Consider the following 18,470-nt stretch of genomic DNA (forward strand, 5'->3'; position numbering starts at 1 on the left):
ACCGCATGAGCCGATCCGAGAGTGGGAAAGATGAAAACCATGGAATCCAAGCGCCCCGACCGGCATGAAGAGCATGTACCGGATCCGGCGACACCGCCAGCCGACTCGGTGCCGGAAGCTGAAACACCGGAGGAGCTGGCAGCCCAGTGGGAAGCCGAAAGTCCGGAAGCTGCCGGAGGCGTGGCGAACCTGGTTTCCAGCCTCGTCGTGCTCGCCCTCGGAATCGCCGGCATGGCGCTGTCCGCAGGCCTGGGATTGGGCACCCCGTCTTCGCCGAAAGCCGGGATGTGGCCGTTCATCATCTGCCTGGTGGCCGCCGTGCTGGCCGTCGCACAGATCATTGTCGGCCGGCATGGAGGCAAGGACGGTGAGACGTTCAGCGTGCTGAGCTGGTACGCGGCCATCGGCTTCGGCACGCTGATCCTGATGGTGGTGCTGATGCCGCGCATCGGCTTCGAGATTCCCTCGCTGCTGATGTGCTTCGTGTGGATGCGCTGGCTGGGCGGTGAGCGGTGGCGTTCGGCGACCCTGTACTCCGTGCTGATCGTCGCGGTCTTCTACGCCATTTTCATCGCTGCCCTGGGCACCACCATTCCCCGGCTGTTCTAGCCGCATACCTGAAGGTACGCAATCATGGAATTCTTCGAACCGGTCCTGAACGGCTTCTCCACCGTGCTGGACCCCACCAACTTCCTCTACTGCCTGATGGGCGTCGTGATCGGCATGCTCATCGGCGTGCTGCCGGGCCTGGGTCCGGCAGCGACAATCGCTATCCTGCTCCCGTTGACCTACGGGGTGGAACCGGTGACCGCGATCATCATGCTCGCCGGCATCTTCTACGGTGCCCAGTATGGCGGGACTATCACGTCGGTGCTGCTGCGCCTTCCCGGCGAAGCCAGCTCGGTGGTCACGGTTTTCGACGGATATGTCATGGCCAAGCAAGGCCGGGCGGGCACCGCGTTGGGCATTGCCGCGATCGGCTCGTTCATCGGCGGCACCGTGGCCATCATCGGATTGACCTTTCTGGCCCCGGTAGTGGCCAGCTTCGCCCTGGATTTCGGTCCGCCGGAATACACGGCGCTGGCGCTGCTGGGCATCCTGCTGGTCGCCACGATCTCCGGCGGCTCCAAGATCAAGGCGCTGATCGCCGCGGCCGCCGGTCTGTTCCTGGCCACGGTGGGCCGCGATACGTTCACCGGGGCCGAACGCTTCACTTTCGGCAATTTGTCGCTGGCTGACGGGATCGATTTCGTGCCGATTGCCATGGGCATCTTCGGTGTCGGCGAGATTCTCTACAACCTCGAGGAACGCCACCGTGCAGTGGCGGCACCCATGAAGGTCTCCAATGTCTGGCCTGCGGGCAAGGATATCAAGCAGGCTTCCGGGGCGATCGGCCGCGGTTCGGTACTGGGCTTCTTCCTCGGGATCCTTCCCGGCGGCGGAGCGACCATCTCCTCGCTGGCCTCCTACGCCATGGAAAAGAAGCGGGCCAAGGACCCCTCGCGGTTCGGCAAGGGAGCCATCGAGGGCGTGGCCGGCCCGGAAACGGCAAACAACGCCGCGGCTACCAGTTCGTTCATCCCGCTGCTGACCCTGGGCATCCCGGCAAACGCGACGATGGCGATCATCTTCGGTGCGCTGCTGATCCAGGGTGTCACCCCGGGCCCGCAGCTGATTTCCAATGACCCAGAGCTGTTCTGGGGCGTGGTGAACTCGATGTATATCGGCAACATCCTGCTGCTGATCATGTCCATCCCGCTGATCGGCGTGTTCGTGCGGATCCTGCGGATCCGGGCGGCGATCCTCGCCCCGATCACGGCATTGATCACCCTGCTGGGTGCCTACACCATCCGCAATTCGATGTTCGATGTGCTGCTGGTGGTCTTGTTCGGCGCCGTGGGCTACCTGATGAAGAAGTTCGGTTTCGAACCGGGCCCGCTGGTGCTGGCATTCGTGCTCGGCAGCTTGCTCGAATCGAACCTGCGCCGTTCGCTGCTGGTGCTGGAGGGCGACCTGCTGGGCTTCTTCGCCCGGCCGATCTCCGCCACGCTGCTGGTGCTTTTCGTGGCAGTCGCCGTGTGGCCGATGGCCAAGAGCTTCATGGAACAGCGCAAGAGCCGGTCTGCGGTGGCCGCAGTCCAGAAGGAAAAGGAAAACGCATGAGTATCATCGTCGGATATGTCCCCAGTGCTGTGGGGGAGGCCGCGGTTGCCGCGGCCATCAAGGAAGCGAAGCTGCGCGCGGAGCCGCTGCTGGTAGTGAACTCCTCGCGTGAGGGGTCGCTGGTGGATAAGAATACTGCAGCACCGGAGGACCTGGCACGGGTGCTGGCTGAAGCCCGGGAGCAGGGTGTGGAGGCGACCGTGCTCGAATCGAGTTACCGGGATGATCTGACCGAGGAGTTCCTGGGGTTGGCCGATGAGCATGACGTGTCGCTGATTGTGATCGGGTTACGCCAGCGAACCCAGGTGGGCAAGTTCATCATGGGCTCGAACGCCCAGCGGATCCTGCTGCAGGCCCAGCACCCTGTGCTGGCAGTCAAGGCAGGATAGCAGCCAGGCCCGGCCTGAACGCAGCGGCCGCATCGGCAGGAGAGTCTCCCGCCGATACGGCCGCTGTGCTGTGCCCGGAATTGGAAGGCTAGGCACCGGCCTCGAAGGCCAGGCGCCGCAACGAATTGCCCAGATGCACCCGCATGGCTGCCGCGGCGGCCATCGGGTTGCCCGCGGCAATGGCATCGCGGATGCCCCGGTGCTCTGCGCTGACAGCATCCAGGCTCCCGCCCTGGCTGTCCGCCGAGGACTCGATGCGCTGGCGCGGCATGGAGATCATGGCCGGGCCGAAGCCCTGGACCGCATGGCTGAAATAGGGGTTGGCGCTGGCCTGCGCAATGGCCAGGTGGAACTCGTAGTCGCACTGCATGCTCTGCGCCGCATGGCCAGTGGCCTGCTCGAAGGCGTGCAGGGCCGCATCCAGGCGCTTGAGGTCGGCTGGCTGGTGGTTCGCTGCGGCGAGGGCGGCGGCCTCGCTTTCGAATCCCGTGCGGAATTCGAGCAGCTGGCGGCGCTCGGCGACGGTGCGCGGCGCGGCGGGCTGGGAAGGCTCGGCAGCCGGCGGGGGAGTCAGCGCGAAACTGCCGGCACCGCGCCGCGTGTAGACCAGGCCTTCGGCCTGCAGCCGGGTGATGGCCTCGCGGACCACGGTGCGCGATACCCCGTGCTCGGCAATCAGCTCATTCTCGCTGGGCAGCTTCTGTCCCGGAGGGATGGCACCGCCGCTGATCTGCTCGCGCAGGTGCCTGACGAGGGCCGATGCCAGATTGGGTTTGTCGCTGTGCATGGTTAAAGGATAAGCGCCGGAACCGCCTAGCAGGCGGTTCCGGCGCGGGAGTCCGGGCACTCAGGCGGTGCCGAATTCAGCGGTTTCGGTGGTCCAGGCGCGGGCCTGGTCGCTGAGCGTGAAGCCCAGCCCTGGACGCTGCGGCAGCAGCATCCGGCCGTCCTTGGTTTCCAAGTGCTCATTGAACAGCGGGTCGAGCCAGTCGAAGTGCTCCACCCACGGTTCGCGGGGGTAGGTCGCCGCCAGGTGCAGGTGGATTTCCATGGCGAAGTGCGGTGCCAGGTCCAGGCCGGCCTGGTCGGCGAGGGTTGCCAGCCGCTGGAACTGGGTGATGCCGCCAACGCGCGGAGCGTCGGGCTGGATGATGTCGCAGGCGCGTGCTGAAATCAGGCGTTCGTGCTCGGATACGGAAGCCAGCATTTCACCGGTGGCAATCGGCGTATCCAACGCGGCGGCCAATGCTGCGTGTCCCTCGGCATCGTAGGCATCCAGCGGTTCCTCGATCCAGACGAGGTTGAATTCTTCGAGCCGGCGCCCCATGCGCAGTGCGGTTGCCCGGTCCCATTGCTGGTTGGCGTCGACCATGAGCGGGACATCCGGGCCGATGTGCTCGCGGACCGCGGCGACGCGGCGCAAGTCCTCGGCGTTGTCCGGCAGGCCGACCTTGATCTTGATGCCGCCGATGCCTTCCTCGATGGACTGGGTCGCCCGATCCTTGACCTCTTCTATGCTGGCGTTCAGGAAACCGCCGGAGGTGTTGTAGGTGCGTACCGAGTCGCGGTGCGATCCGAGGAACTTGGCCAGCGGCAGTCCGGCGCGCTTGGACTTCAAGTCGTAGAGCGCGATATCCAGCGCCGCCAGTGCCTGGGTGGCCACGCCGGAGCGGCCCACCGAAGCGCCGGCCCACAGCAGCTTGGTGTAGAGCTTGGCGATGTCGTTGGGATCCTCGCCGATCATCGTCTGGGCGACTTCCTTGGCGTGGGCATACTGTGCTGGTCCGCCCGCCCGCTTGGAGTAGGAGAATCCGAAGCCTTCATGCCCTTGTTCGGTCAAGATCTCGGCAAAGAGGAAGACCACTTCTGTCATGGGCTTCTGGCGGCCTGTGAAGACCTTCGCATCTGAAATGGGGGTGGCCAGTGGAAGCCGTGCTGTGGACAGCTTGACGTGGCGGATGGCGTCCGGGGTGTAGCTCATGGTTTGACTCCTGCGAGTGGTGTGGGCGAAACGTGGCATAAGTTATGTTACAAGTTTAAAACTTGTAATACAAGATATTGAATTACCATCGTTTGCCGGTTTTCCATGTTCAGGATCCTGTACGTTCCAGCGCCGAAGTAGGCTGAAGGCAAGCGCAAAGGGAGAACATCAATGGTTCAAGAAGTGTTGGCAGTAGATGGCGGTCAGACCGGGATCAAGATCCGCTTCGAACACCGCGGCGAGATCAACGAGCTGCGCTTTCCCGGCGTGCAAACCAGCGAACCGGTTCTGCCGCAACTGGCGCGGGTCATCAAGCAGGCGATAGCGGAGAACCCCAGGGCATTCACGACCATCAGTGTCGGCACTACCGGTCTGGTGAAAGCCGAACACGACGCACGGCAGCTCTTTGAACTCATTGGATCCCCAGAGATCACTGATATTGCGCTGGCGCATGATTCGGTGACCAGCTATCTCGGAGCACTGGGCGACCGCCAAGGTGCGGTCGTTGCCGCCGGAACCGGTGTTGTCACCCTGGCGGTGGGCCCTGGCTCGGTTGCGCGAGTCGATGGCTGGGGCTACATCATGGGAGATGCCGGCAGCGGCTACTGGATTGGCCAGCAGGCAATGAGCGCCGCCATGCGGGGCTTCGACAGTAGGGGGCCAGCCACCGCGCTGACCGAAGAGCTCGCTCAGCTCTGGCCCGACCTGACCGAGGCGTACATCGAGCTGCAGGCCATGCCCAACAAGGTGGCAACCGTAGCCGCCTTCGCGCAGAATGTTGCCCGGCTGGCGGCCGCCGATGACGTAGCCGCCGAAATCTGCGCGCGGGCTGGAGAGGAATTGGCCTGTTCCGCCGCGGCGGCAGTGCGCCGCGCGGGATTGGAACGGGGCGCAGGACCGCTTCCAATCGCGGCCATCGGGGGAGTGCTCGCCGGGGAATACGTCAGGAACAGCTTCGAGCAGCAGCTGCAGCTGCTCATCCCGGCTGCAAGCGTCCAGGACTCGACGGGCAATGGGCTGGATGGGGCCCAAGGTCTGGCGCTCTTGCCGGAGGACCACCCATTGCATCAGCTCGTATCGCGCTTTCGTGCGCAACAGTAAGTCGTGGACAGCGGTGAACACGGGCCATCAAATAGGTGCTGGCAAACAATAAGTGACAAGATTAGCTCAGAACCTAGTGATTATTAAGGAGTCATCGTGAGTTTCCGAGTTGGTCCCGTAGATCTTGTCCCAGAAGGCGAATCGCTGCTGGTTGAAGCCAAAGACAGCGGCGCAAGCGAAGACATCGCGATCTTCCACGCCGAAGACGGCAACTTCTATGCCCTGCAGGATGAATGCACTCACGAAGTCGCGTCGCTCTCCGATGGCTGGATCGAAGACTGCACGGTGGAGTGCCCATTGCACTCATCGAGCTTCGACTTGAAGACCGGCAAGGTGCTGTGCATGCCAGCTACCGTAGATGCCCGGACCTACACGGTGAACGTTGTGGATGGCTTCTTGGAGCTTGAAGTCTAAATGCCTTCCGTGCACATCATCGGGGGCGGGGTCGCAGGATACGCTCTGGCCCGCCACCTGGTGCAGCAGAACTACTCCGGATCCATCAAGATCAGCGATGCCCAGGGCCTGCCGTACGACCGCCCGCCATTGAGCAAGTCCCTGCAGGCAGAACCCTTCGCGCCGGTGTCCTGGTACCAGGGCAATAATGTCGGGCTGATCCAGGAAGAGGTGGAGCGCCTGCAGCTGCCTCAGGCGGCCGATGACTGGGTGGTGCTGGCGACCGGCACCCGGCCCAAGGCATTGGAGATCCCCGGCGGGCACCACGCGCGCAGCCTGCACAGCGCGGCCGACGCGGCCTGGATCTCCGAGGTCCTGGAATCCGGGATGTTCGGCCAGAGAGTGCTGGTCATCGGAGCGGGACTGGTCGGGGCCGAATTCGCTTCCACCGCCAAGATGCTCGGCGCGCAGGTCACCCTGGTTTCCAACTCCAACGCGCCGCTGGCCCATGTGCTGGGCCAGGAGCTTGCCGAACAGCTGCACGCAGACCATGCCAACCACGGCATCACCACCGTGACCGGTGCGCTCACGGAGCTCGGTCCGAACCATGTCCTGGTCAACGGCCAGCGCCATGAGGCAGAGCTGATCGTGGCGGCCATCGGAGTCGAACCTGAAACCGCGCTCGCCGAGCAGCTGGGCCTGGAGGTGGATGACGGGATCCTGGTGGATGCGCAGCAGCGGTCGCTCAGCTGCCCGCAGGTGCTGGCCATCGGCGACGCCGCCCGGGAAGAAAACCAGCCGCGCACCGTGCATTGGGAAGCCGCGATGGAAGATGCAGCCCAGGCGGCGGCGACGATCATGGGCACTGCCGCTGTGCAGCGATCGGTACCGTGGTTCTGGAGCGACCGCCACGAAATGCACGTGGAAACGGTCGGCGACTTCAGCCAGGCCGCCAGCACCGTGACCCGCCTGAACCGGCGAGGCAAGATCCAGATGGTCTTCGGTCTCGATGCCAATGGCTCATTGGTGTCAGCCTCGATGATCGATGGAGGCCTGATGGCCAAGGCAGTGAAACGGCTGATCGCCAAGTCAGCCACTCCAAGCATTGAACAATTGAAGGACCCAACCGTGGGTCCGCGCGAGTTAGGCCGGTAGGAAACTTATGAGTGCAGCCGAACCGATGGACGTTCCCGCGGCCCTGCGGACGCCCATCAAACGAGTTGGCCCCGGCTGGATCGCCGCGGTGGTCATTGTCCACATCGGCATCAATGTCGGCTTCTTCGCACCGATCCAGGTGCTGCTCGGCTTGCACGCCGAACAGCTGGACGCCAGCCAGAAGAATGCGATTCTTTCGCTGGTCACCGGTGTCGGCGCGGCCGTCTCGCTGGTAGCCAACCCGCTGTTCGGCGCCCTGAGCGACCGCAGCACCTCGAAATTCGGGCGGCGCATTCCGTGGGTGTTCTTCGGAACAATCTGCGCTGCACTGGCCCTGCTGCTGATGTCGACGGCGCACACCGTCAGCACGCTGGTCATCGGCTGGGCGCTGATGCAAGCGGCCGGCAATGCAGCATTGGCAGCCATCTTCGCGGCCATCCCGGACAAGGTGCCGGTGGAGCAGCGCGGCATGGTTGGCGGGCTGGTGGCCCTAGGCCAAACCTGCGGTTCGCTGATCGGTGCAGTGATCGGCATGGTCGCTGCCAGCAATCTGGTCTTCGGCTACGCGATTGTCGCAACCGCCGTGGCGCTTTGCTCCATCCCTTTCGTGCTGATGCGCCAAGACGTCGCGCTGCCCAAGGGCGCGCTGGAGCCGCTGAAGCCGCTGGAATTCCTGCGCAGCTTCTGGATCAACCCGGTCAAGCACAGCGATTTCGGCTGGGCCTGGCTGACCCGCTTCCTGCTGTATCTGGGCTGCCAGCTCTGCCTGGTCTACCTGCTGTTCTTCCTGCAGGACGCCATCAAGCATCCGGAGCCGGCTCAGGGAGTGCTGGTGCTGACGGCGATCTACGCCTTCTGCGTCATCTTCTCCTCGGTGATTTCCGGCAAGCTGTCGGACAAGGATGGCAAGCGCAAGAAATACGTCATCCTCTCCTCGGTGATCGTGGCCGCCGCGGCAGGCGTGCTCACCTTCGCTACCTCGTTCACCACCGCCATCATCGCCGCAGTGCTCCTGGGCATCGGCTTCGGCGCGTATCTGGCGGTGGACTTCGCGCTGCTGACCCAGGTTTTGCCGAATGCCGATTCTCGCGGCAAGGACCTGGGCATGATCAACATTGCCAACTCCCTGCCTCAGGTGGTCGCGCCGCTGATCGCCTGGCTGACGGTGACCTGGTTTGGCGGCTACCCGACCCTGTTCCTGTGCTCGGTGGTGATCAGCCTCCTCGGCGCCGTGCTGGTACGCCAGATCAAGAGCGTTCCGTAAATCCTGGGCCAACCAGCTTGCGGCATCGTGCAGCCCGCCGGCAAGGAAGCTGCGCGTCGCCGGGAACTGGTGGGGAAAAGCGCCAAGGGGCGCCATCCGAGGTCGTATGATGAATCCAGCGATCCGCAATAACGAGGAGCAGGTGCGGCCGAATGCCACTGAACGAACCAGGACGGGAAAGCCGTGCGACGCAGCTTGACGGCATTGACCGCAAGTTGCTGGCGCTGCTTGCGAAGAACTCGCGGCGGACCAACAACTCCCTGGCCGAAGAGCTGGGCATCGCGCCGTCGACCTGCCTGGCGCGCTTGAACGCCTTGCGTGATTCGGGAGTCATCTCGCGCTTCACCATTGAAGTGGACCCGGCGGTGCTGGGCCGCGAATTGGAAGCGCTGATCTTCGTGAAGATCCGGCCCGGAGCCCGTCACCTGATGTCGAACTTCGCCAATGACATGCGAAGCAAGCCCGGGGTGCGGCAACTGTTCTTCCTCGGTGGTGCCGACGACTTCGTCCTGCACGTCGCGGTGCGCAACTCCTCGGACGTGCGCCAGTTCGTGCTCGACAACCTTTCTGCGAATCCCGCAGTCGCGACGACGCAGACCTCGCTGGTGTTCGAACACGGACACGGCAGCGGAGAGTTCTGACCCGCATTCTTGCCGTTTCTCGACCGTTCGATGTTCGCAGGAGCGGTCTGCCTCACGGCATTGCTCGAAGAAACATGCTAAACTTGATGTTCTTCTCTTAGCATGGCTGCGGCCCGTTGGCTGCTGGGGACCGGTTCTCCAGCACGGCAGTGGAACCTGCCGCAGCTGCGACTGAATGAATGGGGAGGTTGAGAAGTCCATGAATTTTGACGCAACTCTGATCACCGCAGTGGTGACGTTGATTGTTCTGGCCGTTGCAACTGCTGTGCTGGTCATCCGGTACAAGCGCACTCATCAGGCGGAAATCCGCCAGGCGCTGATTGCCAAGGCCCGCAAGCGCGGCGTTGCCTCGCCGGAAGACCTGTCGAACCACGACCTGGCATTGCAGATCCGCGCAGCGAAGCGCCAGCGCAAGCAGGACGGCAAGGATCTGAAGACCGCATAGGGTTTGGCCCTTTGCGCTGATCGTGCCGAGCCCCAGTCCACTTTTGGACTGGGGCTCTGCCGTGCCGCCAACCATTTCACGCGCTGGTCTGCGCATTTATCGACGACGAATAATCCATGAAATGTCATCAGTCGCAATTCCCTGTGACCTACGAAATACCAGCCAATAACTAACCCGGAACAATTATTGGAAACTATGCTCCCCGTCACCAGAAAAGTCGATTTAGCCCCAGAATCATGCGGATTGCATCACAAGGTCGTGTGGGCTTCTGAACAAACCACTTCTCAATAGATAAATGGTCGGAAATGATGGATATGACTGGAAATGCGCAAAATGATAATTCTTTAGGAGCAGCAGCAATGGCCTCGATCCCACTCGGTGAAGACATCCTCTTGGCACGCCACGGCGCCAACATCGTCAAGCTTCGCCAGGATCGCAAGAACCGCATGACTGTTGCCTATTTGCGCAGCGGGGCAATCGACACTGCCTCGAATCTGCTCACCGCTCCGGTTCCCGCATTGACCCCGGCAGCCAGCTTCACCGAAGGCGCAGCTCGCTACCTGAACGATGAAGCCGAGATCAGCCGCGGCGAGGTCCGTTCGCTGGTCAAGATCTCCCTTGGCTTTTCTGCCCTGATGGGCGTCGTGTTCGGCGGCCTGGTCCTGGCGTTGTACAAGGTCGGCGGCAACGAAGCGCTCCAGTCGCTGAGCTACATGAGCGCTGTACAGTAGCTTTCCCAAGCATTTTCAGAAGACGGGATCCCGGGGCAACTCGGGGTCCCGTTTTTCGTGCGTCCCCGATTGGCATCGGTTCTGCCTTGGGACTTGCGGCAAGTCTCGTATTTCTGGCCTTGCGGGCATAGGATGGCGGCAACCGACAAGGATGGGAGCAGGCCATGCGTTTTGTTTTGGAAGTCAACTTCGATACCGAGAACATGCAGCTCAAACCGTTGGAAGAGCTGCAGAAGATTCTGCGGGACTGGTCGACGAACATCACGATGTATCCGATCGTTGCCGGCGCCCAGGAGGACGTCTACGACTCCGACAACGAGCAAGTAGGGGAGTGGGCCATCCTCGACGACTAGTTCCGTCGCTTGGAGAACCGCCCGATGGCGTAGCCTGCCGCCAAGGTGATCAGCAGGATCAGCCACAACGGCGCGGCGGTGTGGAAGAGGAAGAATTCCACGCGCACATAGGTCAGGTTCTGCAGGATGAAGACCAGTGCAATAGCCACCAGTGCAATGGAAGCCCACTGCTTGCCGGTGATCCGCGGCTTCGGCTCTTTATCCATGATCAGCTTCCGTTGGCCAGCAGGCCGGATACCAGAGCCGCGAGCCCGCGCTGGAACGAATCATCGCTGGTATCGAGCTTCGAGCGGCGTTGCGCCGCCACGGCCCTGGTGAAATGCGGAGTCAGATCCTGGTGGTTGCTGGTATCGAAAATGTCATGGGGCGCGGCGGTGTCCATGGCCGAGCCGAAAATGAACGACTCCAGTGCGACAATCGTCGGCACGATCTCGTTCTCCGCCATGCCGAAGTCCGCCAGTGCTTCGGCCACGCGCTCGTACATGCCCAGGGTGCGCGGTGAATCGGTGACCGGCAGGACCGCAATGACCGGGATCAACGGAATGTGCCGGGCGAAGACGTTGCGGTAGCTCGTAGCCCACTTCAGCAGCGCTTCCTTGATGCCCGCCTCATCGAAGACCGACGTGTCGATATCGGCCATGACCCATTCCTGGATCCACTGCAGCAGGTCGTGCTTCGAATCGACGTGGTTGTAGAGCGCCGAGGGCGAGACGCCGAGGGACTTTGCCAGCCGCTGCATGGTCAGCGACTCGTAGCCGTCCCCGGAAACCAGTTCCAGCGCATGCTCGGTGATGCGCTCCCGGTTCAGCACCGCCTTGCGTGGGCGCCCGGCTCGTCTCGCTTCCGTTTCGCTCATGCGGACCTCTTCCTGACGTGGGGTGCTTCACAACTGGATGTTCGTACCCTATGCTATATGACAGGTAAATGAACCATATTCATTTAATTGTGCAAGGGAGCGATCATGGAACATCTCGAACGCGACGTCGTCGTCATCGGTGCGGGACCCTCGGGGCTGACAGCGGCCTATGAGTTGAGCAAGGCAGGCAAGTCCGTTGCCGTGCTCGAAGCCCGCGACCGCGTGGGCGGCCGCACCTGGACCGAGCAGATGGACGGGGCGACCATCGAAATCGGCGGCCAGTGGATCAGCCCCGACCAGACCGGACTCTACTCGCTGATCAACGAGCTGGGCATCGAGACCTTCGAACGCTACAAGGCCGGCAAGAGCGTCTACCTCACCGAGGACGGCGAACGGATCGCCTACGAAGGGGAGGACTTCCCGGTAGCCGCCAGCACCGTAGCCGAAATGGACAAGCTGGTAGCGCTGATGAACGAACTGGCCGCTGGCATGGATCCGGACAGGCCATGGGAGCACCCGCAGGCCGAAGAACTGGACAAGATCTCCTTCCACCACTTCCTGCGCCAGCACTCCGCCGACGAACTGGCCTGCAACAACGTGGGACTGTTCATCGCCGGGGGCATGCTCACCAAGCCGGCGCACACCTTCTCCGCGCTGCAGGCGGTGCTCATGGCGTCCTCGGCCGGCTCCTTCGACAACCTGGTCGACGAGGACTTCATCCTGGACCGGCGCATCGTGGGCACCATGCAGGGCGTCTCCAAGACCCTGGCCGAAAAGCTGGGCGAGGACATCGTCTTCCTGGGCAACCCGGTGCTCAAGCTCGAATGGTTCGACGGCGGCGTGGTGGCCCACGGAAGCAGCGTAACCGTCTCGGCCAAGAAGGCCGTGCTGGCGGTGCCGCCGAACCTGTACTCGCGCATCTCCTACGTTCCGGCGCTGCCGCGCAAGCAGCAGGTCACCCACCAGCACCAGTCCATGGGCCTGGTGATCAAGGTGCACGCCGTCTACGGCACCCCGTTCTGGCGCGAAGAGGGGCTCTCCGGCACCTGCTTCGGTCCGGCCAACCTGGTCCAGGAAATCTACGACAACACCTACATCGGCGAAGAGACCGGCACCCTGGTCGGCTTCATCTCGGATCTGAAGGCCGACGCCATGTGGGAACTGGACGAGCAGCAGCGCCGCGCGGAGATCCTCAAGTCCATGGCCGGCTACTTGGGGGAGAAGGCCCTGGATCCCAAGGTCTTCTACCTCTCGGACTTCGCCGCCGAGGAATGGACTCGCGGAGCCTACGCCACCAGCTACGATTTGGGCGGCCTGCACCGCTTCGGCCCGGCGCAGAACGAGAATGTCGGACCGATCTACTTCTCCTCCTCCGACCTGGCCGGCGAAGGGTTCCAGCACGTGGACGGCGCGGTGCGCATGGGCCGGCGCTCGGCCGCACGCATCATTGCCGCACTGGACGGCACCGATTACGACCAGAGCTATGACGGGGTGGCCACGCTGACCGGTGCCAAGGAAGAGGCGAACGCCTAAGCCATGAAATTGCTTGTAGGCTACACCGCTGACCAGCGCGGTGCCGAAGCCATCGAACTGGCCAGCGCCCTGGTGGCTGGCACCCGCGATGCATCCTTGAAGATCGCCATCGTGCTGCCAGCCTCCACCCCGTTCAATGCGGTCTACCCCGGCGGGGATCATGGATTCTCCACCATCCTCTCCGCCCAGGTGGACCGCTGGGCGGCCGAAGCCCTGGCCCTGGTGCCGGAGGGCATCGCCGCCTCGGCGGTAGCCCGCTCGGTGCCCTCGGTGGCCGAGGGGCTCATCGCCCTGGGCGAGGAATTCGGGGCTCACGGGATTGTGCTGGGCGGGCGCAAGCGCCACCGCGCCGGCTTCTTCAGCCCCGGGGCGATTGCCAACGCGCTGCTGCATTCATCGCCGATGGCAGTATTCATGTCCTCGCCGGCGTCGTTGGCCACGCTGCGCGCGGCCAACGGGAAGATCACCCGGCTGACCGCCTTCGTCGGGGACCGGCCCGGCGCACGCGAGGTCATCGGCCTCTCGGCGCGGATCGCCGCCGCCTGCGCTTTGCCGCTGCGCGTGGCCACGCTCATCTCCCAGGCGGAGCTGGCCAACTCCGAGCAAGAGCTGGGCGACCACCTGGCCAAGACCCGCAGCTATCTGGAGGAACTGACCGAGTCCCTGGGCCTGGATGCGGCCATCGAGGTGGTCTCCGGGCAGGGACTGGATGAAGCCACGGCCCAGCTGTCCTGGCAGGACGGGGACCTGGCGCTGCTCGGTTCCGCCCGGCTGGCCGCTCCGCGCCGTCTATTCATCGGGCCCAAGGCCCAGCGGATACTCGGCCAGCTCAACGTGCCCATCGGCGTCATCCCGACCCTTGATGCGGCCCGCTAGGAAACACCGCAAAAATCCTGCACCACCCCTTATATTCCCCGGACGCCTGCCGCGAAACTGCGCGGACGGCGCCTCACTGACCCCTGACGGAAGGTGGCTCGGTACTTGTAGCCGACGCACGCACACCCCGCTGAAAGTTTGAAGGCAACCACCATGTCGCAAGACCTGAGGCAGGCATCGCCGCCTGCACGCTCCGAGAGCGGACTGCACGAAAAAGGACTGCCCAAGGGCACCGTGGGCGTTCTGGGACTTGTCGTTATCGGCATCTCCTGCATCGCCCCGGCCTACACCCTCACCGCGGGGCTCGGCGCCACCGTGGCCGAAGTCGGCACCAGCCTGCCGGCGATCCTGCTGGCCGGCTTCCTGCCGATGCTGCTGGTGGCCCTGGGCTACCGCGAGCTGAACAGCGCCATGCCGGATTCGGGCACCTCCTTCACCTGGGCGACACGTGCCTTCGGGCCGATGATCGGCTGGATGGGCGGCTGGGGCCTGATCGCCGCGACGGTGATTGTGCTCTCCAATCTGGCGGCCGTGGCCGTGGACTTCTTCTACATCCTCCTTGCCCAGCTCACCGGGCAGGATTGGATTGCCGAGCTGACCACGAACTTGTGGATCAACATTCCCACCACGCTGGTGTTCATTGCGGTGGCCGCCTGGATTTCCTATCGGGGCATGAACGCCACCAAGGTCTTCCAGTACGTGCTGGTCGGGTTCCAGGTCGCGGTGCTGCTGCTCTTTGCCATCATGGCGCTGACCTCCAGCCAGCCCAATGATCCGACGCCGATTACCTGGCAGATGTTCAACCCCGCCGGCATCGATACCTTCTCGGCCTTCGCCGCGGGCATCTCGCTGTCCATCTTCGTCTTCTGGGGCTGGGATGTCACGCTGACCATGAACGAGGAAACCACCGATCCGAAGAAGGTTCCCGGACGCGGTGCCACCTGGACAGTGCTGGTGATCATCGCGCTATACCTGGCCGTGTCGCTCGGGGTGATCTACTGGGCCGGCGTGGGCACCACCGGTTTGGGCGCAGGCAACCCGGAGAACCAGGAATCGATTTTCGCTGTGCTTTCCGGTCCGATCATGGGCCCGCTGGCCATGCTGATGTCCCTGGCCATCTTGTCTTCCTCGGCTGCCTCGCTGCAGTCCACTATGGTCTCGCCGGCGCGCACCTTGCTGGCCATGGGCTACTACAAGGCGCTGCCCTCCAGTTTCGCGAAGATCTCCGCGCGCTTCATGTCCCCGTCGGTGGCGACCTTCGCTGCCGCCGCGGCAGCTGCCGGCTTCTATGTGATCACCCGGCTGCTTTCGGAGAACGCGCTATGGGATACCATCACCGCACTGGGCCTGATGATCTGCTTCTACTACGGGCTGACCGCGTTGGCCTGCGTCTGGTACTTCCGCGGTGAGCTGTTCGATAATGCCCGGAATTTCTTCTGCAAGTTCTTGGCGCCGTTGATCGGCGGCATCGTGCTGCTGGTGATGTTCTTTGCCACTGCCATTGAATCCATGAATCCGGAGTACGGCTCGGGCTCCGAAATCGGGGGAGTAGGCATGGTGTTCATCCTCGGGGTTGGCGTGCTGCTGCTCGGCGTGGCCATCATGCTGTGGATGCGCCTGCGCAACCCTGCATTCTTCAGGGGTGAAACCATCAGGACCCGCAAGCTGCTGAAGTAGCACAAGAGCCGCAAACCCAATGGCCCGCCCATGAGCAGATCATGGGCCGGTCATTGGGGTTGCTGCTTGAGGGCAGCAAACTACCGCAGTTCTAGGTTCCGCGAGCTCAGGCCAGCAACGGGACTAGACGTTGGATTTGGCCCCGGCCATGTGCAGGGCTACTCCGATGGCTGCCAGCACGGCGCCAAACGGGGTGAGCGCGTTACTGATCAATGCGTTAATGAAACTCAGCGGGACGCTGGCCAATAGGGTTCCGCCATAGCCGGAATTCAGGCCCCACGACATCAAGGCCGGAATGAAGCTGCTGAGGAGAACACCAATCAGCATCACGACTACGCCGGTGACAATGATCTTCTTATGCGCTGCGAGCACCTTTTCCTCCTGTTGCCGTGGGCTGAGTAGTCATAACCGTAGCCACATCCACAGCTTTTAGCCATAGCGGCAGGACAACGATCTTGCGTAATGGGGCGCGGCACGGCACATTTCGCAACCTTTCCGTTGAAAGGCCACCAACCTGCGGGTCAATGGTTCAATAGGTTCATGGCTAACTCGGTACTTTTCATCTGCTCCCGCAATGCCGGCAAATCGCAAATGGCCGCCGCATTGATGGACTACATTTCTGAGGGGAAGGTGACCAGCTACTCGGCTGGAACCAACCCAGGTTCGGGCATCAACCAGGAAGCGGTTGAATCGCTCTCGCAGGCCGGCGCCGACATGTCCCAGGGCACGCCCAAGGCCATTGATCCGCGCGTTGTCGAGCAAGTCGACCGCGTGGTGATCCTTGGAACCGACGCGAATCCGCAATTCGATCCGTCGATTAAGACCGAACGCTGGGTCACCTATGAACCCAGCGAAGACGGCATCACCGGTGCGGAACGGATGAACATGATCCGCGATGAGATCGCCGACCGCGTGCGTGAACTGTTCCACGAGCTGGAGCGGTAGAAATTACTGTTCTCGATGCTGCCCGTAAGACAACTCCGTGGTGGCTTCCCGGCGTGTGCCTGGTGCTTACCGGATGGTGCGCCAACCAGTACGTTTCGCTGATCAGCTGGTATCAGCAATTCCGCGAACTCAGCGAGTTCGAGGCGATGCTGGTCATGGGCAGCTACCTGGCAGGCATGATCCCTGCCTTGGCATTCGGCGGCCCCTGGGCCGACAAATACGGACGCAAGCCTTTCTCGCTGCTCGCCCTGGCCTGCTCGATTCTGGGATCCTTCGGGCTCATGGTCGGATCGCTTCACGAGTCCGGCCTCTATGCGGGCCGCATCTTCACCGGCTTCGGCATGGGCTTGGCCATGGTCGCCATCACCAGCTGGGTGAAATTGCTCAGTCCCGGCGCCGCCGGTGCAACGCGCGCCGCGCTGTGCACATCGCTTGGATTCGCCCTTGGCCCGGTCATTTCAGGGGCCATCGTCGGAGCCAGCGGCAGCCCGGAACTGGCGTATATCGTTCATGCCGCCACTGCTTATGCCTGGCTGCTGCTGATGTTCACAACCCGTGAAGCTCCTGCGCTTGAACCAGCAGGGCGCAGTTCGCGGGGTGAAGCGACAACCCCGGCAAACCTCCAGCGGTTCTACCGTGTTGTCCTGCCCGCAGCCCCATGGGTCTTCGGCATGGCAGCGACAGGCTTTGCGGTAGTCCCCGCGCTGAGCAGTGGTGCGGGCGAGTCCAGCCTGTTCTACACCACCTTGGCTGTCGCGGTCACCATGGGCATGGGCACAGTGATCCAGCCATTCGTCAAGAGATTCAAGGACCTGGGCAAGATCAGGCTGATCATGGCTGGGCTGGCTACCTCGCTGGCGGCGCTGCTGTTGATGATCGCCGTGTCGCTCAGCGGTTCAGAAATCCTGGGAATCATTGCCTTCGCCGTGGCCGGTTCTGCCAATGGCATCTTGCTGGTTGCTGGGCTGAGCCAGGTCCTGGATCTTGCCGGCAGCGCGGACGTTGGCAAGCTCACCGGCAGGTTCTACATGTGCTGTTTCATCGGTTTCACTTTCCCGACATTCTTTGCACTCTGGCGGACGGTCGCGCACCCGGCGTTATTCATCTCGATGCTTGCTGTGCTCTGCGTGCTGTCAATGCTGCAGGTGCTCCGCTCGGCGAAATACCTGCCCGCTGCCAAGCTCCAGGAAGTGCCATCCAGCTCATAAAAACAAACGCCGTTGCCGGCGACCTTTCGGTGCCGGCAACGGGATTGGCGATTCTGCCCGTTACTCGCTTGGATTCAGTCCTTGCTCAGCTTCTTGAGCAGCTCGGTGGTGCGGAACGGGATGACATCGCGCAGGATCATCGAGGTCGAAGTGCGGGTTATGCCCGGGCACAAGCGGATCTCTTCGCTAACACGGTAGAGGTCATCCGGGTCGGTCGCGGCCACGCGAATCAAGAGGTCGGTATCGCCGGCAGGAGCGACGCACTCGAGAACTTCAGGGATCTGGCGCAGCGCGGCGATGGCCTCATTCAAGCTGGCCTGGTTCAACTCGGCGCTCACGAAAGCGCTGACGCCTCGGCCCATGGCCGCTGGAAGGATTCGCGAGGTGTTCGGACGCAGGGCGCCTGAATGGGCCAGACGTTCCAAACGGGTCTGCACGGTGCCGCGGGCAAGTCCCAGCTGCTGGGCCAGCATCATGATGGGCACGCGCGGATCTGCATCGAGTGCCGTAAGGATACGCCGGTCGGTTTCATCGAGCTGATACGTATCCGAATTCATGTGGTGGTCTCCTGGGACAGGTTGTGTTGCGCGTGCATAGGTGCCAACCTAGATTTTAGTCAAAATGACCAGTGGATCCCAAATGTGTTGCGCGGATTGGCTGATATTGTTGCGCGCGACTCGGCTACTGCGGCCACTAGGGCGAATGGCCGGGCGGAATGCCATCCTTTATCCACAAATTCAGCAGGCTGGGATCAAATGG

The 18,470-nt window shown here is 62.8% G+C and carries 22 protein-coding genes; 16 read left to right on the plus strand and 6 right to left on the minus strand.

What is annotated here, in order from left to right:
- Nucleotides 1–30: 30 nt before the first annotated feature.
- The 3 genes from BKX98_RS14720 to BKX98_RS14730 are packed head-to-tail and all read left to right on the plus strand — an operon-like array spanning nucleotide 31 to nucleotide 2,552.
- Nucleotides 31–609, plus strand: a complete 579-nt coding sequence (locus BKX98_RS14720; protein WP_233125397.1) for a tripartite tricarboxylate transporter TctB family protein — start codon at nucleotides 31–33, stop codon at nucleotides 607–609.
- A 24-nt stretch (nucleotides 610–633) separates the two neighbouring features.
- Nucleotides 634–2,163: a tripartite tricarboxylate transporter permease gene (locus BKX98_RS14725; RefSeq protein WP_038993322.1), complete on the plus strand. Its 1,530-nt coding sequence runs from the start codon at nucleotides 634–636 to the stop codon at nucleotides 2,161–2,163.
- Entirely contained in the window at nucleotides 2,160–2,552 is a 393-nt protein-coding gene (locus tag BKX98_RS14730; protein ID WP_073707814.1) for a universal stress protein, read from the plus strand. The genes BKX98_RS14725 and BKX98_RS14730 overlap by 4 nt, the downstream gene beginning before the upstream one ends.
- Nucleotides 2,553–2,640: 88 nt before the next feature.
- On the opposite strand, the gene BKX98_RS14735 is transcribed toward BKX98_RS14730, so the two are convergent.
- Nucleotides 2,641–3,339, minus strand: a complete 699-nt coding sequence (locus BKX98_RS14735) for a FadR/GntR family transcriptional regulator (protein ID WP_073707815.1) — start codon at nucleotides 3,337–3,339, stop codon at nucleotides 2,641–2,643.
- A gap of 60 nt (nucleotides 3,340–3,399) precedes the next feature.
- Entirely contained in the window at nucleotides 3,400–4,533 is a 1,134-nt protein-coding gene (locus BKX98_RS14740) for a mandelate racemase/muconate lactonizing enzyme family protein (RefSeq protein ID WP_038993325.1), read from the minus strand.
- Between the two features lie 171 nt (nucleotides 4,534–4,704).
- Between BKX98_RS14740 and BKX98_RS14745 the strand changes: the two genes are divergently transcribed.
- The 8 genes from BKX98_RS14745 to BKX98_RS14780 all read left to right on the plus strand — a co-directional run bounded on the left by BKX98_RS14745 (nucleotide 4,705) and on the right by BKX98_RS14780 (nucleotide 10,616).
- A complete protein-coding gene (locus tag BKX98_RS14745; RefSeq protein WP_073707816.1) occupies nucleotides 4,705–5,634 on the plus strand; it encodes an N-acetylglucosamine kinase in 930 nt (309 codons plus the stop codon).
- 96 nt (nucleotides 5,635–5,730) lie between these two features.
- A complete protein-coding gene (locus BKX98_RS14750; RefSeq protein ID WP_038993327.1) occupies nucleotides 5,731–6,048 on the plus strand; it encodes a bifunctional 3-phenylpropionate/cinnamic acid dioxygenase ferredoxin subunit in 318 nt (105 codons plus the stop codon).
- Complete coding sequence (locus BKX98_RS14755; protein WP_073707817.1) at nucleotides 6,049–7,182, plus strand: NAD(P)/FAD-dependent oxidoreductase; 1,134 nt, start codon at nucleotides 6,049–6,051, stop codon at nucleotides 7,180–7,182.
- Between the two features lie 7 nt (nucleotides 7,183–7,189).
- Nucleotides 7,190–8,446 carry an MFS transporter gene (locus BKX98_RS14760; protein WP_073707818.1) on the plus strand — a complete coding sequence of 419 codons (1,257 nt, stop codon included), beginning with the start codon at nucleotides 7,190–7,192 and terminating at the stop codon, nucleotides 8,444–8,446.
- Between the two features lie 152 nt (nucleotides 8,447–8,598).
- Nucleotides 8,599–9,087, plus strand: a complete 489-nt coding sequence (locus BKX98_RS14765) for an Lrp/AsnC family transcriptional regulator (protein WP_052254055.1) — start codon at nucleotides 8,599–8,601, stop codon at nucleotides 9,085–9,087.
- Nucleotides 9,088–9,286: 199 nt separating this feature from the next.
- Nucleotides 9,287–9,532 (plus strand): hypothetical protein, encoded by a 246-nt coding sequence (locus tag BKX98_RS14770; protein WP_073707819.1) that lies wholly within the window; start codon nucleotides 9,287–9,289, stop codon nucleotides 9,530–9,532.
- Between the two features lie 359 nt (nucleotides 9,533–9,891).
- Nucleotides 9,892–10,263, plus strand: a complete 372-nt coding sequence (locus BKX98_RS14775; protein ID WP_073707820.1) for a hypothetical protein — start codon at nucleotides 9,892–9,894, stop codon at nucleotides 10,261–10,263.
- Nucleotides 10,264–10,427: 164 nt separating this feature from the next.
- Nucleotides 10,428–10,616, plus strand: a complete 189-nt coding sequence (locus BKX98_RS14780; protein ID WP_038993331.1) for a hypothetical protein — start codon at nucleotides 10,428–10,430, stop codon at nucleotides 10,614–10,616.
- On the opposite strand, the gene BKX98_RS14785 is transcribed toward BKX98_RS14780, so the two are convergent.
- Nucleotides 10,613–10,822 (minus strand): hypothetical protein, encoded by a 210-nt coding sequence (locus tag BKX98_RS14785; protein ID WP_083586954.1) that lies wholly within the window; start codon nucleotides 10,820–10,822, stop codon nucleotides 10,613–10,615. The genes BKX98_RS14780 and BKX98_RS14785 overlap by 4 nt on opposite strands.
- 2 nt (nucleotides 10,823–10,824) lie before the next feature.
- On the minus strand, nucleotides 10,825–11,472 hold the full coding sequence (locus BKX98_RS14790; RefSeq protein WP_038993333.1) for a TetR/AcrR family transcriptional regulator: 648 nt from the start codon (nucleotides 11,470–11,472) through the stop codon (nucleotides 10,825–10,827).
- Nucleotides 11,473–11,577: 105 nt separating this feature from the next.
- Between BKX98_RS14790 and BKX98_RS14795 the strand changes: the two genes are divergently transcribed.
- The 3 genes from BKX98_RS14795 (at nucleotide 11,578) to BKX98_RS14805 (ending at nucleotide 15,558) form a co-directional block, all read left to right on the plus strand.
- The gene (locus BKX98_RS14795) at nucleotides 11,578–13,005 is read left to right on the plus strand and encodes an NAD(P)/FAD-dependent oxidoreductase (protein WP_073707822.1); all 1,428 of its coding nucleotides are present in this window, start codon (nucleotides 11,578–11,580) and stop codon (nucleotides 13,003–13,005) included.
- Nucleotides 13,006–13,008: 3 nt separating this feature from the next.
- A complete protein-coding gene (locus tag BKX98_RS14800) occupies nucleotides 13,009–13,881 on the plus strand; it encodes a universal stress protein (protein ID WP_073707823.1) in 873 nt (290 codons plus the stop codon).
- A gap of 153 nt (nucleotides 13,882–14,034) precedes the next feature.
- Nucleotides 14,035–15,558: an APC family permease gene (locus BKX98_RS14805; protein WP_073707824.1), complete on the plus strand. Its 1,524-nt coding sequence runs from the start codon at nucleotides 14,035–14,037 to the stop codon at nucleotides 15,556–15,558.
- Nucleotides 15,559–15,681: 123 nt separating this feature from the next.
- Here BKX98_RS14805 and BKX98_RS14810 read toward each other — a convergent pair whose 3' ends face one another.
- Complete coding sequence (locus BKX98_RS14810) at nucleotides 15,682–15,930, minus strand: hypothetical protein (RefSeq protein WP_073707825.1); 249 nt, start codon at nucleotides 15,928–15,930, stop codon at nucleotides 15,682–15,684.
- Nucleotides 15,931–16,098: 168 nt separating this feature from the next.
- Here BKX98_RS14810 and BKX98_RS14815 point away from each other — a divergent pair, with 168 nt between their 5' ends.
- The gene (locus BKX98_RS14815) at nucleotides 16,099–16,503 is read left to right on the plus strand and encodes a low molecular weight phosphatase family protein (protein ID WP_038993337.1); all 405 of its coding nucleotides are present in this window, start codon (nucleotides 16,099–16,101) and stop codon (nucleotides 16,501–16,503) included.
- 62 nt (nucleotides 16,504–16,565) lie between these two features.
- Nucleotides 16,566–17,711, plus strand: a complete 1,146-nt coding sequence (locus tag BKX98_RS14820) for an MFS transporter (RefSeq protein WP_158024708.1) — start codon at nucleotides 16,566–16,568, stop codon at nucleotides 17,709–17,711.
- A 74-nt stretch (nucleotides 17,712–17,785) separates the two neighbouring features.
- Here the strand turns inward: BKX98_RS14820 and BKX98_RS14825 are convergent, their stop codons facing one another.
- Nucleotides 17,786–18,268, minus strand: a complete 483-nt coding sequence (locus BKX98_RS14825) for an Lrp/AsnC family transcriptional regulator (RefSeq protein ID WP_073707827.1) — start codon at nucleotides 18,266–18,268, stop codon at nucleotides 17,786–17,788.
- Nucleotides 18,269–18,470: the final 202 nt, after the last annotated feature.

The sequence above is a fragment of the Glutamicibacter sp. 0426 genome (assembly GCF_001906485.1).
In the GTDB taxonomy this organism is placed as follows: Bacteria; Actinomycetota; Actinomycetes; order Actinomycetales; family Micrococcaceae; genus Glutamicibacter; species Glutamicibacter nicotianae.